Annotated in this window: 15 protein-coding genes; 9 read left to right on the top strand and 6 right to left on the bottom strand. The window is 38.8% G+C overall.

Going from position 1 to position 16,618, the window contains the following annotated elements:
• Positions 1-45 precede the first annotated feature (45 nt).
• From LS69_RS04495 to LS69_RS04505, 3 genes are all read left to right on the top strand, one after another.
• Positions 46-2,307 (top strand): autotransporter outer membrane beta-barrel domain-containing protein, encoded by a 2,262-nt coding sequence (locus tag LS69_RS04495; RefSeq protein ID WP_238699136.1) that lies wholly within the window; start codon positions 46-48, stop codon positions 2,305-2,307.
• A 326-nt stretch (positions 2,308-2,633) separates the two neighbouring features.
• A complete protein-coding gene (locus LS69_RS04500; protein ID WP_138122575.1) occupies positions 2,634-3,941 on the top strand; it encodes an adenosylmethionine--8-amino-7-oxononanoate transaminase in 1,308 nt (435 codons plus the stop codon).
• 67 nt (positions 3,942-4,008) lie between these two features.
• The gene (locus LS69_RS04505) at positions 4,009-4,734 is read left to right on the top strand and encodes a hypothetical protein (RefSeq protein ID WP_138122577.1); all 726 of its coding nucleotides are present in this window, start codon (positions 4,009-4,011) and stop codon (positions 4,732-4,734) included.
• A gap of 93 nt (positions 4,735-4,827) precedes the next feature.
• Here LS69_RS04505 and dcuC read toward each other — a convergent pair whose 3' ends face one another.
• Together dcuC and LS69_RS04515 are read right to left on the bottom strand one after the other, a co-directional pair.
• Complete coding sequence (gene dcuC, locus LS69_RS04510; protein ID WP_138122579.1) at positions 4,828-6,285, bottom strand: C4-dicarboxylate transporter DcuC; 1,458 nt, start codon at positions 6,283-6,285, stop codon at positions 4,828-4,830.
• Between the two features lie 114 nt (positions 6,286-6,399).
• Positions 6,400-7,809, bottom strand: a complete 1,410-nt coding sequence (locus tag LS69_RS04515; protein WP_138122581.1) for a TrkA C-terminal domain-containing protein — start codon at positions 7,807-7,809, stop codon at positions 6,400-6,402.
• A gap of 49 nt (positions 7,810-7,858) precedes the next feature.
• Here LS69_RS04515 and tgt point away from each other — a divergent pair, with 49 nt between their 5' ends.
• From tgt to LS69_RS10375, 6 genes are all read left to right on the top strand, one after another.
• Positions 7,859-8,995 carry a tRNA guanosine(34) transglycosylase Tgt gene (gene tgt, locus LS69_RS04520; protein WP_138122583.1) on the top strand — a complete coding sequence of 379 codons (1,137 nt, stop codon included), beginning with the start codon at positions 7,859-7,861 and terminating at the stop codon, positions 8,993-8,995.
• Between the two features lie 122 nt (positions 8,996-9,117).
• Positions 9,118-9,783, top strand: a complete 666-nt coding sequence (locus LS69_RS04525) for a hemerythrin domain-containing protein (protein WP_138122585.1) — start codon at positions 9,118-9,120, stop codon at positions 9,781-9,783.
• 14 nt (positions 9,784-9,797) lie between these two features.
• Entirely contained in the window at positions 9,798-11,582 is a 1,785-nt protein-coding gene (locus LS69_RS04530) for a flagellar assembly protein A (protein WP_138122587.1), read from the top strand.
• Positions 11,583-11,775: 193 nt separating this feature from the next.
• A complete protein-coding gene (locus LS69_RS04535) occupies positions 11,776-11,982 on the top strand; it encodes a hypothetical protein (RefSeq protein ID WP_138122589.1) in 207 nt (68 codons plus the stop codon).
• A 234-nt stretch (positions 11,983-12,216) separates the two neighbouring features.
• A complete protein-coding gene (locus LS69_RS04540) occupies positions 12,217-12,402 on the top strand; it encodes a hypothetical protein (protein WP_138122591.1) in 186 nt (61 codons plus the stop codon).
• A 25-nt stretch (positions 12,403-12,427) separates the two neighbouring features.
• Positions 12,428-12,565 carry a hypothetical protein gene (locus LS69_RS10375; RefSeq protein WP_194145407.1) on the top strand — a complete coding sequence of 46 codons (138 nt, stop codon included), beginning with the start codon at positions 12,428-12,430 and terminating at the stop codon, positions 12,563-12,565.
• A 41-nt stretch (positions 12,566-12,606) separates the two neighbouring features.
• Here the strand turns inward: LS69_RS10375 and LS69_RS04545 are convergent, their stop codons facing one another.
• From LS69_RS04545 to LS69_RS04560, 4 genes are all read right to left on the bottom strand, one after another.
• Positions 12,607-13,164: a Fe-S-containing hydro-lyase gene (locus LS69_RS04545; protein ID WP_138122593.1), complete on the bottom strand. Its 558-nt coding sequence runs from the start codon at positions 13,162-13,164 to the stop codon at positions 12,607-12,609.
• Positions 13,165-13,174: 10 nt separating this feature from the next.
• Positions 13,175-14,020: a fumarate hydratase gene (locus LS69_RS04550; protein WP_138122595.1), complete on the bottom strand. Its 846-nt coding sequence runs from the start codon at positions 14,018-14,020 to the stop codon at positions 13,175-13,177.
• A 228-nt stretch (positions 14,021-14,248) separates the two neighbouring features.
• Positions 14,249-15,622, bottom strand: a complete 1,374-nt coding sequence (locus LS69_RS04555) for an anaerobic C4-dicarboxylate transporter (protein WP_138122597.1) — start codon at positions 15,620-15,622, stop codon at positions 14,249-14,251.
• A gap of 436 nt (positions 15,623-16,058) precedes the next feature.
• Positions 16,059-16,598, bottom strand: a complete 540-nt coding sequence (locus LS69_RS04560) for a methyltransferase domain-containing protein (RefSeq protein ID WP_194145408.1) — start codon at positions 16,596-16,598, stop codon at positions 16,059-16,061.
• Positions 16,599-16,618 lie beyond the last annotated feature (20 nt).

Consider the following 16,618-nt stretch of genomic DNA (forward strand, 5'->3'; position numbering starts at 1 on the left):
GGGTATTATTCTGACTTAATATTTTCTTAAAATAGGAGTTAGAATATGAGGAAGACAAGACTTTCCTACTTTGCCACCAAAGCCTTACTTGGTAGCTCTATGGCATTGCTTGGGACACAATTAAATGCAGCAGAGATTACGATTGCTAATCAAGCGGATTTTGAGCAATATTTTGAGCTTGATGATACAAATACTTGGGTATATCAAGGAGCTAAGGAGGATACAACTATTAATCTCAACACTGATAATATGCCAAGATTTGGCAATCCCAATCAAGACATTTATATCAATATAGGAGAAAGCAACACCCTTACAATTAAAGATTCTAGTATGTCAAATCCTTGTGGGAATAACTATAACTCGTGTGATACTGATGCAATCATTTATAATTTAGATGTGGGCAGAGAATTTGATTTCAATGCCAATAATCAAGTCACTGGAAATACCATATTGCAAAACATACATCTAGAAGCAGCAAGGGAAACAGGAATCAATTCAAATTTAGAGATTAAAAACTCTGAAGTATATTTCGTAGGCGGTTCTTATGAAGGACAAAGTTATAGTGGCATTTTGGGAGTTGCGGGAAATTTAAAGATTTCTAATTCAGAACTTAACTTTTATGGAAGAGGAATCATAAAAGCTGCTGGAAATGCAACAATTTCAAATACCGGCTTTTATCTCGTCAAAGATAGCTTTACCGCACTAGAAGCAAACAATCTCACACTTATAGAGGCAAAAAGCTTCAATAGCGATATAACCACCAACAAAATAAGCGGGGTAAAAACCATTTCCTTTAGGGATTATGTTTCAGATTCTGCATTGCTTAATGAGATTTATAAGGACGCTAAGGTAGTTTTGCCGGAAGACCTTTTAGATTTAAACGATATCAATAATGTAGCATTGGTAGCTTATACACTTGAAGTCAAAGATGGTAAGCTTGTTGCCAATGGAGGAGCGACAGAGGAGGCATACAAGACAGAGAATCAAGTTGCATTTGATAAGGCTGCTATTGATAGATTGCAAGAATATATAGATAATGAAGACTATAAAGGAGATTATGTATGGAGTGATGATCTTGTTGCTAGATTACAAGAATATTTGGACAACGCAAAAGCCGCATTAGATTCCATTGACGCTAGTGATGATAAAGCCTATATCAATGCAGTTACAGGAGGCTTAAACAATGAGGATATGACTGCTGCTCTTGCTTTGCGTGGGATTGCGGATTCTCTTGGTGCTTTTGGGGCAGATTTGATGAGTAGAGAAGGAATCCAACTTGCCATTGATATTAAAAACGACACACAAGAAAATGGTAAGAGCGCAAGTAATTTCACTCAAGCAACCAATACAACGATTTCTGTGGCAAATGATATGTCTATTGGCTCAAGAATTGCAATGCAAAACAATCCTTATAGCACTTATGCAACAAATCTTTCTAAACTCAAGTTTGCTTCTGTGGCAAGTGATATTGCACCAAACTACCTAGATAATACTTATGCGCGCAGTGTATGGGCAAATGTCTTTGGTGGAGCAAATATCATTGATTCTCATAGTGGAGGATTGTATGGGGTGAGTGTAGGGGCAGACAACTATATCACCGACAATGTCTTACTTGGAGTATATTTTAGCTATGCAAACTCTACACTCAAAGATTCCTCTTTCAAACAAGAAAGTGATAACTACCAATTAGGAATTTATTCTAATATCCATTTAAATCCTTTGTGGGAGCTAAACTTAAAGGGTTATGGACAAATCTCTCCTATGGATACAAACTATGCCCAAACAGATGGAGATTATAAAGGAGATTACACAAGTAAGTTTTTAGGACTTAGTGCAAGCATTGGTAGAAGAGTGGAGTTTGAAGATAGAAGCTTTTATCTCAAGCCTTTTGTAGGAGCGAATTATTACTTTAGCTATATCCCAAGCCATACAGACAAAGGATTAATTTCTAAGAAAATGGATTCAAGCAAGAACAACTCTCTAAGCCTAGAAGTCGGAGCAGAGTTTAGAAAATACTTCAACGAATCCTCTTATTTCTTTGCGATTCCAAAAATTGAACAATATGTGCTTAATAGCTCCGATGACTATAATGTAACTTTGGCGGCTAATAATGCGTTCTTTACACAAGTAAGAACTGATGACAAGAAAAAGACTTATGGCGGACTGATTGTAGGTGGAAATATGAATCTCACAGACCAACTAAGTTTAAATGTGGGCGTAGGTGCAAAACAAATCCTTGCAGGAAAAGTGGATAGCAAAAATGAAACTTATCTCACAGGACAGGCAGGATTAAAATATAAATTTTAATTGATTGCAATTTACACCAAATAATTTTAGAAAGTTTCATTCTCCTTTAGCTGAAGCCACAAATCGCTTGAAGTGATTTGTGGTGTATAGCATTATTTTAAGATTCTCTCAATTACTAGATTTTAGGAATTTCATTCCTTTACAAAGACTTGCCAATGTATCCTTGCGCAACCTTACAAAAAGCTTGTAATCATCTATAATGTCGGCTTTTATCATTGCAATGCCTCCTAAGAAGTTGTGGCACATCTAACTTATAAATTTTACCACTTCGTCCTTATTCAAATTTATGTTAAAATCTACCCAATCTTTACCCACAAAGGCAAAAAATGACAACAAAAGCCACAGAATCCGTAAAACTCAAAGAATTAGACCTCTCAAGTATTTGGCATCCTTGCACACAAATGCACGACCACGAAGCAAACATTCCTCTAATTCCAATCAAACGCGCACAAGGCGTATATCTCTACGACTTTGACGACAAAGCGTATTTGGATTGTATTTCAAGCTGGTGGGTGAATCTCTTTGGACATTGCAATCCCTATATCAACGCAAAGATCAAAGAACAACTAGAAAGCTTAGAGCATATCATCTTTGCGGGTTTCACGCACAAACCTATTATTGATTTATCACGCAGACTTTTAGGGCTTTTGGATTCTAAATTTGGCAAATGTTTCTATGCTGATAATGGTTCAAGTGCGGTTGAAGTCGCGCTCAAAATGGCATTCCACGCGAGTGTGATTCAAGGCGAGAAGAAAACGAAGTTTTTGTGTTTAGAAAATGCCTATCATGGGGAGACGATTGGCGCATTAAGCGTGGGAGATGTGGGCATTTATACGCAAGTCTATCAACCGCTTTTACTCCAAACGCTTAAGGTCAAAGCACCGAGCAAAGAGGATTTTGCGGAATCTTTAGAGTCCCTTGAAGCTCTGCTAGAATCGCACAAAGGAGAGATTGTCGCTTTTGTCTTAGAACCTTTGGTGCAGTGTGCAGGAAATATGAATATGTATAGTGCACAATTCGTGCAAGAAGCAGTAAAAATGTGTCAAGAGGCAGGGATTTATGTGATTTTTGATGAAATCGCGGTGGGATTTGGGCGCACAGGAAGTTTGTTTGCCTACGAACAATGCGGAGTTGTGCCGGATTTTTTATGTCTTAGCAAAGGAATCACGGGAGGCTATTTGCCTTTGTCTGTCGTGGTTACAAGCGATGCGGTTTATCGGCTTTTTTACGCGCCTTATTCTCAACATAAAGCGTTTTTGCATTCGCATTCTTATACAGGAAACGCTCTTGCTTGTGCTTGTGCTAATGCGGTTTTGGATATTTTTGAACGCGAAAATGTGATTGCTAAAAATGCGATTCTATCAAATTTCATTTGGGAAAAATTGCAAAATTTAAGAATCTTTGAATATGTGCAGAATCTTCGGCATCGCGGTATGATTTTTGCCTTTGATTTGGTGGGATTTGAAGGGGAGCGCAAAGGCTTGGAAGTTTTCAATAAAGGCTTGAAATATGGGCTTTTATTGCGCCCACTTGGCAACACTATCTATCTGATGCCCCCTTATATTTTGACCAAAGAACAGGCGAATTACATTGTAGAATCCCTTGCTTCAATCCTTAAAAGTTTCGCACGATGAAATGCAACGACATTGATTTAAAAAATTGGCGCGACTGCGAACGACAAGCGACCAAAGGGGGATAAAAATGCAAGATTTAACTTACGAAGAAGCCATAGAACAAGTCATGAGAAACAATGGTGGATTTGCTTCCTTAAAGCAAATCTATAATGAAATTTGGCTCTTTAAGGATAAAAGCAAAATTAGCGGTAAAACCCCACACAATACAATTCAAGAAAGAGTGCAAAGAAGTCAAAGGTTTTTTAGAATCGGACTTGGTGTTTATGGGCTAAGTGAGCTAAAAGATAAAATTTTACTCCACGAACAAACTCCTAAAACCAAAGAACAAAAGATTGAAAAAACTCACGCAAAGATTCAAGGAATGCTCCTTGAACTTGGGAATCTACGCGGATTTGACACTTATACAAACGATAAAAGCTGGACTTTTGATGGCAAAAATCTCGGAATGCTAAGCTCACTTAAGAGTGTGCCACCTTTTACTTATCAACCAATCATTGATAGAAATATCACATTTTGCGATGTTGTGTGGTTTAGCGGGGAAGAGTTTTTGTATCCCACAAGGATTTGCGAGGTGGAGCATAGCACTGATTTTAGGGACGCTCTGCTTAAATTCAAAGAACTTGAATTTTTCAATGTTGAATTTTATTGCATTTCTGATGAGAATCGGAGAACAAAATTTGATAAAGAAATTGCTAGAGTGGCATTTGAAAGCATTAAATCAAGGGTTAAATTTTTCACTTATGATGAAATTATTTCTACTTATGAGTTTGAAAAACAAAAAATAAAATTTTAAAGACGCAAAAGCAAGAATCCCATGGTCTTTTGCCCCCCTTGCTCCAAACAAGATTCCACGCTAGAATATCTGCATATTTTAAGAAAATAAAATCTAAAAGCGCGATTCTATTTGGATTTGCTCCTTTTGTGGAGGAAGAGGGTTTGCTTTGGCGAGATAAAAAGCCACGAGGATATTTACTATCATTGCGATAAGCAAAAGTGGCGCGGTGCGCTTGATAATCTCCATTGGAGAAACTTTCGCGAATCCCGCTAGGGCGAGGATTCCACCTGCGATAGGCGATGCAGCCCTTCCCAAACAAGAAGCGATTTCAATAGGCAGCACCAAAGTAATAGGCGCGATTCCAAGCTTCGTTGCGACTTCTGGAGCTAATCTCCCAAACGCATTAAACGCTGCGATTCCGCTACCCATAATCACAGAGGCAAAATAAACCAAAAAGCTAAAAACAACAATACTCACCAACACAGCAAAGGTCGCAAACTCTCCTTGCTTTGCCAAGCTAGAGACTGCATTAGCTAGAATCCCCACACCGCCTAATGCTTTAATCCCTTCTGCGAAAACTCCAGCGGCAATAATAATGCTCACAACACTAACAAAAATCTCTGCCATTGCCTTTAATATCACGACAATATCTTCGCCTAACTTCTTAGCGTCCCTGTGCCTTACAAATTCCACGACAAAAACAAAAGCGATGCTAACAAAATTCGCTGTTACCACATCTAGTTTGATTTGCAAAAAATACGCTGCGAATAAAAACACAACAGGAAACCAAGGGAAAAGTATATAAAAAGTCGGGCATTTAGGATTGATAATTTGCGGAATCTCCACCGCATCGCTTAACGCGCCTTTTGCCTTATCCCTCTTATCCACCCAAGCAAAATAAAGCGGAATCAAAAGCGCAATCACAACCACATACGCAAGAACGCTCCAAAGTTGGTAATTCAAAAAAAGCCCTACGACATTGTCTTTTTGTCCCACCATATCCGCCATATTAATAGAACTTCCGTCCTTTGGTCCATAATCTAGCGCAATCAAAGAAAGCACACACACCGCCGTAATAGGACGAATCCTTAGCGCGAGTAAAACAGGATAGATACAAGCAAGAAGCAACAAAAGCAATCCCGCATAGCTTGAAATTACGATTTTCAAAGCCATTCCCACAACAAATGTCCCGCTTAGAATCAAATATTTGTTTTGGATTCTACCCAAAGGCTTATTTGCCAAAAATGCAAGTTTTGCAGACACATTAATATGCTTCATATAAGCAGCAAATCCTGCAACACTCATAATAATCAAGCCAACGCCTGAAAGTTGTGCTTTAAAAGTCGCGGTGATAAAAGCAAAGCTATCTAGCAAAACATTCAAGAAACTCGTTTCTTCTAGCAACCTCATCGGAGCTTTTGGAATCGGACTTCCCGTCAGATAAAATGCGCCCACAAGCAACACCAAGCCCGAAAACAAAAATACGAAGATTGGATTGTAATTTTTGAGTATATAATACGCGACAATCCCAACAGATAAAAGCGTAGAAACTATCATCAAGCCCGACATATTTTTCCTTAAAACAGAAGTTTAGCCACCAAAACTATGATGCTGATTATAAAACAAAAGATTTAAATTATCAAACTTTTTCTTTGTAAAGCCACAGCACAAAAGAATCGCAAATCACACCGAAAGCGGGATAAAAAGCTGCGGAAGATTCGTCAAATGTGTGCTTAGATTCTCTACATCAGAAAGCGAGAAAAACAAAAACTTCTTCATACTTTCTCTGCGCAAAGGCAAAATTTGCAAAGTATGCTTTTTGGAGTTTAGCCAAAGAATCGGATTATGTGTGTTGGATTGTTCTACTTCTATTTTTTTGTCAAACACTTTGGCAATGTGTTTATAATAATCCAAAGCCACTTCGTGGTCGCCCTCATCGTTAGGATTAAAGTCATAAAGCAGAATCTTAAGCCCAATTTGTGTGGAAAAGTCAAAAACAACAGAAGAGATTTTTTCCGCTTCTTCTATGTTTTTTGGCAAAATCACAACACTATGTGTTAGCACTTCTAACTCCTGTGCGCCAAATTTTAACAAAGGAATCCCCAAATCTAGCAAATATCCCTTATATTCTTCAAACAAATAACTCTCCACCAAAACTAAGCCGATATTTTTGTTTGCCTTATCGGATTGCAAAATAGACTTGAGGGAAGTTTCATAAAACTCAATGTGCCACGAAATATTTTCTTCATTCAAACGCGCATCATTCCTTAGTTTTTCAATTACTTGCGTTGTCGTGGGATTAAAAAAACACAAATGGAGGCGTTTGTTTTTGAAATGACTAAACAGCCACAACGCTTGATTAACACATTTTTCAAGATTCTTAGAATGTAGCAAATCAAAATACATCACTACATCACGCCCAAAAGGCGTTGGAAACTGCCCAAACTCCTCTTTGATTCTATGATAAATCTCGCGTAGCGTATTGGGTTCTCCCACAAGCAACAACGAATCATTAGGCAGAATCGTAGTAGAATATTTGGGCATAATCAATTCTTCATTGCGATAAATTGCGACAATTTTCCATTTTTTTTGTTTGATAACGCCTACGCTACGATAGGCATAAGGACTTCCAAAGGGAACGCTAATCTGCATAATCTCGCCCTGCCCCAAACCGATATATTTCGCGGTGCGCGGGACATTAGGGAACTTTTCAAACAACTTCGCACTCAAAACAAGGGATTCGTTAATCATCAAAAGCTGTTTGTCCTTTTCTTGCAAAGGAATCTCGCCTAGCATACTAATCTGCAAGGACTTACTATACGCGCGTAAAGTATGATAAATAATCTCTCGTTCTTCTTTTTTGTCCGTGATGATATAACAATCCGTGATTTGGGCGGTTAGAATCTCACGCAACTTACTTGGTGAGCTAGGATCAAACTGATAGCACTCGTCATCTTGAGGAAGATTCTGTGGCAAGAGATTCCTATCTGAAGAGACAAAAATATAAGTATTTTTATCCAAATGCTTCGCTGTTAAGTTGCTTAGAAATTCTTTTGCTACAATTCCATCTAAAATCAAAAGCACTTTTCGCATACTTCCCCTTGTAAAAAACTCGCGAAAATGTAGCAAAAAAAGGTTGAAAATGGAATTTAATCTACAAAAGACAGACAGAAATGCACGCGCAGGGATTCTTAAACTCTCTCATGGAGAAGTGCCAACGCCGATTTTTATGCCTGTTGGCACACAAGCAAGTGTAAAAGCACTAGATTTTAGCGACCTTTTGGCACTTCAAGCACCCATTATCCTAGCAAACACTTATCACCTTTATTTGCGCCCCAATGATGAAATCATCAAAGAACTCGGCGGATTGCACGAATTTAGTCGCTTCCCGCATAACTTCCTCACAGATAGCGGAGGATTCCAAGCCTTTAGCCTTAATTCCAATGTCAAAATATGCGAAGACGGAATCCTATTTAAAAGCCATATTGATGGCTCAAGCCATTTTTTCTCTCCGCAAAAAGTTTTAGATATTCAATACAATCTTAACAGCGATATTATGATGATTTTAGATGATTTAGTAGGTTTACCCGCAAGTAAAGAGCGCATTATGGAATCCATAAACCGCACGACTAAATGGGCGCAAAGCGCAATCAATTATCACAATTACAAAAAACAAGTCGCGCTTGAAAATGGAATCGCACTTACAAACAATATCTTTGCGATTGTGCAAGGTGGCACAGATAAAGAGTTTCGCGAAGCAAGTGCAAGGGATTTGACGAATCTAGCAGATTTTGATGGCTATGCCATTGGTGGATTAGCCGTAGGAGAACCCAACGAGCAAATGTATGAAACGCTTGATTTTACCACACCTCTTTTGCCCCAAAACAAACCGCGTTACCTTATGGGCGTAGGCACTCCACGCGATATTGTGGAGGGAATCGCAAGAGGAATAGATATGTTTGATTGTGTAATGCCTACAAGAAACGCAAGAAATGGCACGATTTTTACGCACTTTGGCAAACTCTCTATCAAATCCCCACGCTTCAAGCTAGACACGCAACCTTTGGATTCTAAATGCCATTGTTATACTTGTGCCAACCATTCACGCGCCTATTTGCACCATTTATTCCGCGCGGGAGAAATCAGCTACTTTCGCCTTGCGAGTATCCATAATCTCCATTATTATTTAGATTTAGTAAGAGATGCTAGAGAAGCGATATTGCAGGGTGAATTTACGCGATTCTATCAAGATTTTATGCGTGAGCAAGGAATCGCATAGAGAAATGCGGAAATTCAAAAATAAATATTACATTATAAAAGTAAGTTTAAAGTGCAAAATATTATAATATCAAAATATTTTTAGGCAGGGAATCCAGAATCCAAATCTTTATAAGGACATAAGTGTTAGCTTGGAGTGAAGAATTTAGCATTAAAAACCAACATTTAGACGAACAACACAAAGCTTTTATGCAGCTACTTGTGGAGACTTTGGCGTTTGTTAAAAGTGCTTCGCCCAACAAAGCGCAAGAATTAGAATCACGAATGAATCTTGCTATTGAAAGTGCCAAAGAGCATTTCAATGACGAAGAAAAATATATGCAACACATTGGTTATCCCTTTTTAAACCAACACAAAACACGCCACCGCGAATTAATCTCCAACCTTTCTATGCTTTTGATGGATATAGAAGATGTAGAAAATAGTGCCAAAGAATTTTATGAATGTTTGCATAATTGGCTGATTGTGCATGTTTTAGGCGAAGACAAACAAATAGAATCCTATCGCAACCGCCTACACGATGTTAAAGAGATTCCTTATAGCCTAGAGCAAAAGACAAAGATTTTAGCCGAAACAGAAGATATTAGAAATGGCAAATGGCATAAATACATTTGTTTATGCCATTTAAAAGAATTTAAAGTTTGTGATGCTTTGCATAAGATTATGCAAGAAGAAAGCACTTTTGTGCGGTGCAAAGTCTGCAAACAACCAATCGTTTTTCGCGATTCTAGTTTAGATGATGAAGATAATTTTGAAACTTTGGCGAAAAAATATTTTAAACAATTCTAGGAAACAAACACACAATGGCATTCATATCCAAAGGACATAAGGTTTTTAACGATGTCAAAAATTTGCGGAATCTCTTGCTTCAAGAGCGTAAAAATTTTGGCGAAGAAATTGATTTTTATTTGCTAGATTTTCGCACCTTTTATAGCAAAAAAGGCGAAAACAAATACAAGCCTGTGAATGATTTGGGATTATTCAACAAAAACGCGAATTTTACTGCAAACATTGACATTAAACAGCTTTACAAAATTGAGATTCTCAAAAAAAGCGAGAAGCCTACTAGAACCTTTGGAATCAAGCTTGTGCCAAACGAAAATACCGCATTGCACGCGGTTTTGTTGTGCAACAACCAAATTAAGCACCACGAAGAGCTAAAGAACGAAATCTATCAAGAGCTTTACAAAACGATGATTTTGCAAGACTACCTCATCGGAATCCGTGAATATGGCAAACTCACAACACAAATTGACGCGTTTATCAATGAGCTAATTCGGGGCAAAATCTCACCCAAAACACTTCTAACTATCGGCACAGGCGTAGCAAGTGTAGAGGGGAAAGATGGCGAACTTAAAATCTTCCAAAACCTACAAACAGAGATTCTAGGTAAAGAAGCCCAAAATGACGGCGCATTTGCTCCAAAAATCTGTATGCAAGCTGTGCATAAAGGCGATGAGCTTTTTGAATACATTAAACCCGTAGCAGGACGCGCGGGACGGAATCTTAAAGGCGAGATATTGTCTATTGCCCCGATTAAAGCCAATGCGGTTAGCGTTGATGCGAGTATTCGTGTGCGCGAAGATGTGGATAGAATCAAATTCCAAGCAGGAAAAGACGGGTTTTTCAAAGAAATCAAGCCGCTTTGTTTTATCATCAGCGATGAGCTAAACACACGCCAAAGCGCGACACAACAACAAGATTCCGCAGAAAAAACCAGCAATCCCGCACCCCTCCCACAATCTCAAGCACTTAATATTGATGGACAAACGCATAGCAAATCCAAAATCCAAACCGACACCGCCTTTATCGGCTCTCATCGCGGGGCAATCAAAGCACATACCGTCGTGATTGATGTGCTAGAAAAGGGCAGCGTGGAAGCCAAAGTCGCTTATATCAACAGCACACTTGGCGGGACGATTATGGCGGATTATATTTACATCAAAGAAGTGCGCTCTTATAATGAAATTTACCCACGATATAGCCTTGTTGTAGATAATATTCTAGGCGAACACAATACTTTTGAACTCAATCCTGCCAAATTCTCCTTTATGCGTCGCGACCGCTTGGATTATGTAATGCTCTCCGACCAAATCAAAATCCGCTTAAGACACTTGCGAAAACAAATGGACGAAATTTATGCTTATTTACTCGCCTCGCAAGGAAAAGTGCATAAAATCCAACGCGACCAAGAAGAAAAGCCCGGCGAACCTTTGCCTAAAAACCTACAAAGTATCGTAGAACAATACGAAAAGGCACTTGCACACTATAAAGAACACTTGGTAGAATATGGCGAGATTATCAATCTCTACTACACAAATGAGATTCGCCTAAAAGGCATTGACGAGGGCGCATTAAGCGCAAAGATGATGATTCGCGGCAATCCTCCTGCGGCAGAAACAATGATCAAATTCAAAGCCTACACAGGCAATCGCGAAGAGACGCTCAAAACAATCCTCAACCAAGAAACTCCCGCGCATTTCTTTGAAGTCATCAAAGACGGGGATTTCTTCCGACTTAAAAGCAACAAAGACTTTGACCTCTCCTTGCTTTCTTGGATTGATGAAATGCGCCCACAAAAGCAGTAAGGGCGGTAATAACGCAATATTTGGCTTAATTCTAATCATAAAGAATTGGTAAGGCACACTAGAATCTGAAATTGATTCTTTGGTGTATAGGCTTTATGATTTGCGCAGTGAGGAAATAAAAATCATAGAAACAAGCTAAAAATTTATTATCATTATGTTAAAAAGCAAAAATGACAAGGACAAAGGGCGAGAAATGGAAGAATCAAAGTGGTTGTTATTTGGCGTTTTGACTGCTGGTATTGGCTTATTGATGGGTTTGCAGAGGGATATACGAGCGGATTTTCTGCTACACCCTCACCAACTATGCCTAAAAAGTATGGAGAGATTACAAAAGAGATTCAACAAAAACAAATACAAGCCCACAAGCAAATCAATGCAAATCACCAAAAACAAAGAATAAGTCTTAGAAATAAATAAAAAACCCGCAAAAAATAGTCATTCTAATAATACAAATCCACAAAATCAACTCAATATTCAAAATAATATTCTTATGGAAAATGAGCTTAATGCTATAGGAAAATTGCCTAAACCTCTAGCAAACCGCGCTTTTGCTTTGCTAGAAAAAACTGCTGAACACAAAATGCAAATGGATAAAGAAATCATTGAACTAGAAAAACAAGAGTAGAAAAATAGAGTGAGCGATAGTCGTTGGTTTTATCGTTTGCAAGGCTTAGGGGCTGTAACAGCAACCATTTTTATTGTCGGGAGCTTAGGAATATTTGCTTATCTTGTTATACAAGATAAACCTAACGCTTGGCTTTCACTTCTTCCTACGATTATTACTTCAATTGCCAAGCTAGGAAAGATTAAAAAATCTTAAAATCATCGCTTTAACTGATGAGATTTTGAGAGTCAAAGCAAATGATAGAGATGTTTCGGGCATTTGCCCTCAATACGACAAAGATTCCACCACCAACACAAGCAACTTAGAATCTGACATTGATAATTTAGGCTTTGAAAGTGATTTATGTAGAATCTTATAGATTCCCAAAAGAGAATCTATAAGAGTGAGTAAAATAAAAAGTTAAATCTTCCTATACGGAGCTTGTCCAACTTCGTAGTAGTTGTTGCCTTGCGCGTCAATCGCGACAATCGCAGGGAAGTTTTCAATCGTCAATCGCGCCACCGCTTCAGGTCCAAGCTCGGGATAAGCCAAAACCTCGTATTTGGTGATACATTTTGAAATCAGTGCTGCCGCGCCACCCACAGCCACCATATACACCACGCCGTGCTTTACCATAGAATCAATGACTTCTTGAGAGCGATAGCCCTTGCCAATCATTCCGTGGATTCCTTGTTCAATGATTGTCGGCGTGTATTTGTCCATTCTCCCGCTTGTGGTTGGTCCCGCACTTCCAATCGCATTGCCCGGCTTTGCAGGGGTTGGTCCGAGATAATAAATCGTCTCGCCATTCAAATCCACCGGTAGCTTTTCGCCTCGTGCAAGGGCTTCAGTTAGGGCTTTATGCGCCGCATCACGCGCACAGAGAATCGTCCCGCTAATCAATACGCTCTCCCCTGCTTTAAGGCTTTTTGCGACTTCTTTGCTTAAAGGTGCAGTGATTTTTTTTGGTTCTGACATTTTTCCCTCCTTAAATTTCAATATCCGCGTGTCGTGCCGCGTGGCAGTTGATATTCACCGCCACAGGAAGCCCTGCAATATGGGTTGGATACCATTCTACATTGACTTTAAATGCAGTGGTTGTCCCGCCTAGCCCTTGAGGTCCAACGCCCGTTTTGTTTGCGATTTCAAGCAATTCTTCTTCAAGCTTCGCATAACGCGGGTCAGGATTCTTAGAATCTATCTCACGCACAGCTGCTTGTTTAGCAAGAAGTGCCGCTTTTTCCATTGTCCCGCCGATTCCTACACCAATCACCATTGGAGGACACGCATTAGGTCCTGCGAGTTTAACCGCTTCGGTGAATACTTTTTTCACACCTTCAATTCCATCGGCTGGGACAAGCATTTTTAAAATGCTTTTATTCTCGCTTCCAAAGCCTTTAGGGCAGACTTTAAGGTGTAGTTTGTCGCCCTTAACAATGCGCGTATGAATCACGGCAGGAGAATTATTTGTCGTATTTTTGCGCTCATAGAGAGGTTCTTCTACGACGGATTTACGCAAATAACCCTCTGTGTAACCCTTTTTGATTCCCTCATTAATCGCATCTTCAAGGTATCCGCCTACGATATGCACATCTTGCCCAATCTCCACAAACACCACGGTCATACCGGTATCTTGACAGATTGGCATCATATTGGTTTCTGCGATTTTTCCATTTTCAATCAGCGTATCAAGGATATTTTGCCCCAACGCGGATTGCTCGGTTTGTTTCGCACCCGCAAAGGCTTTTTTAATATCTGGCGTCTGAATACAACAGGCATCAATCGCAAGTTTTGCGACGGCAGATTTAATCTGCTCAAATTGCACTTCTCTCATAATTCCTCCTCAAAAGTTTAAATAAAAGCGTAGAGATTTTACTCCACTATTTGTAAAAAATGCTTTAAAAATCTTGCTAGACTCTAGAAAACCTGCAATGGAATCCCATGCAAAGACAACAAAAGATTCTATATTTAAAAATCAACCTAAATTTTCAAATGTAGAATCTAATTCAAAAATTTATAAACTTGGGATTCCGCCAAAGCGCAATCCCAAATCAAACTTATCTTATAAATATCCTGCAAACATCGCAAAGACATAACCAAACACACAAGAGCTAAACACCCCAATAAGTCCGGGCAAAATAAAGCTATGGTTGATAACGAATTTGCCGATATGCGTTGTGCCGGAGCGGTCAAACTGAATCGTTGCCAAATCACTAGGATAAGTTGGCAAAATATAATATCCATAACACGCAGGAGCAAACGCTACAATAATTGCTGGATGAACGCCAATTCCAAGAGCTAAAGGCACAAACGCTGCAATTGCTGCGGCTTGGGAATTAACGAATTTTGAAATCAATAAAAGCATAATCGCATAAGTCCAAGGATAATCCTGCACCACGCTTCCTAACGCGCTTTTCATCATCGGTGTATGCACTGCAAACATTGTATCTGCCATCCAAGAGATTCCAAATACTGCCACAAGCGCAATCATACCGGAGCGGAAAATTTCATTTTTGCCGATTTTTGCCGCATCCACTTTGGTGAAAATCAACAACGCAGAACCCGCAAGAAGCATAAACATTTGAATCGTATCTACCATACTCATCGGTTTGTTTTTAAAATGCGGACGCAATTCAGGAAATGCTCCTAGAATCGCAACGATTGCAATCGCGCCCAAGAAAATCCACATTGCAGCCCATTGCACACCGGGGAGTTTGACGCCAAGCAAAGTTTTAGAATCCCCATAAACATACTTTTTAAACTCTTCGTCTTTAAGCTTTTCTTGAAACTCCTCGTCTTTGTCCAAGTCTTTGCCTCTAAACCAAGAGAAGATTCCAATCACTAAAACCCCGCACAAAGTCGAAGGAATCGTGATTTTCAATAAATCCACATAGCCATCAAAACCTGCTAAATGAGTTTCTGCGTTTAACAAAAATGCAGTCAAAGAAACCACCGCCACAGAAACAGGAGAAGCAATAATTCCCATTTGTGAAGAAATAGAAGAAGCCGCCATTGGACGCTCTGGACGGATTCCGTTTTTAATCGCAATATCGTAGATGATTGGCATCATTGTATAAACCACATGCCCTGTCCCGCAAAGAATCGTTAAAAAACAAGTTACAAAAGGGGCTAAAATCGTTAAGAATTTTGGATTTCTTCTTAGGATTCTCTCCGCAATTTGTAGCATTACATCTAATCCGCCACTTGCTTGTAAAGTCGCACTTGCTACAACCACTGCTAAAATCGTAAGCATAACAGAAACTGCGGGTTTCCCAGGCTGAACGCCAAAACCAAAAGCCAAGACCAAAAGCCCAATGCCTCCTAGAAGCCCAAGAGCAATTCCGCCTTTTTTCGCACCATAAAACAAACAAATTAAAACAACAACTAGCTGAATGCCAAATTGTGTTCCCTCATTTAAGGACATTAAAAAATCCATAAACTTTCCTTTACCAAATAAAATTAACATATAATTATATTACAAAAAGCAACAAAAGCAGCAAGAAATTAACAAATGTTATAAAAATTAGAGATTATTTTAATTTTTTAAGTTTTATTTTAAATAAAAAGTAAAAATATATTTGAATTTTTAGGATTCTATGGAATCTTCTTGACTAAATTATAGATTGTGGATTTGCACAAGTGAGCAGACTCCATAAATATGCGCTTTAGCGTTGCCTTACAAGGATAAAATTGCTCCTTGTCATTGTGCGTTGGAATCTTTAAGGACGAGAATTTAGATTATAGATTGCCACGACTTCTGCGAAGTTTTACAATGACGGCAAGACAATCAATGCATCATTGCGCAAGGCATTGCGACAAGGCACAATATTAACCTTTAAGAAAATGTGCAATAGAATCCTCGCAAGAACGCTTTATTTGTCCATTAAATCTAATTTGCAAAAGCAAAAATAACCCGTTGGATTCGCCCTTTTGTGCGTTTTGTAGAGATTCAATCCATAGCCATATCCAAAAAACAATCCCAAAAGTTCTTGTTGATTTAATCGCTTCTCTACCCAAATTTTATTTTGTGGGCTGATGTTAGCGAAGTTATAGCTACACAAAATATATTTAGGTTCTAAAGTACAAATCTTGCCAACAAAGCAAGACAAATCCAAAATGTATTCAAACAATCCCGCACAAACAACACAATCAAAAGCATTTTTGCGGAATTGTGGAAACTCATTTGCGTTGAAATCACAGAGGATATTATCGCTTTTATGTGGATACAAATCCACTCCGCAATACTTTAATTTCAAGCCGTTTTCTTCTAAAACTTCTCTAAAATACTGCACACCGCAACCCAAATCCAAAACAGATTTTAAGCTCTTTTTCGCGGTTGGAGAAAGCAAATCTAGCAGAATCTGCGCTCTTTGCTTAAACTCCAAATCATATTGAAAATCTGCACGCCACAAATTGGCAGGATTTGCTAAAA

Source organism: Helicobacter sp. MIT 05-5294 (assembly GCF_000765675.1).
Lineage (GTDB): Bacteria > Campylobacterota > Campylobacteria > Campylobacterales > Helicobacteraceae > Helicobacter_D.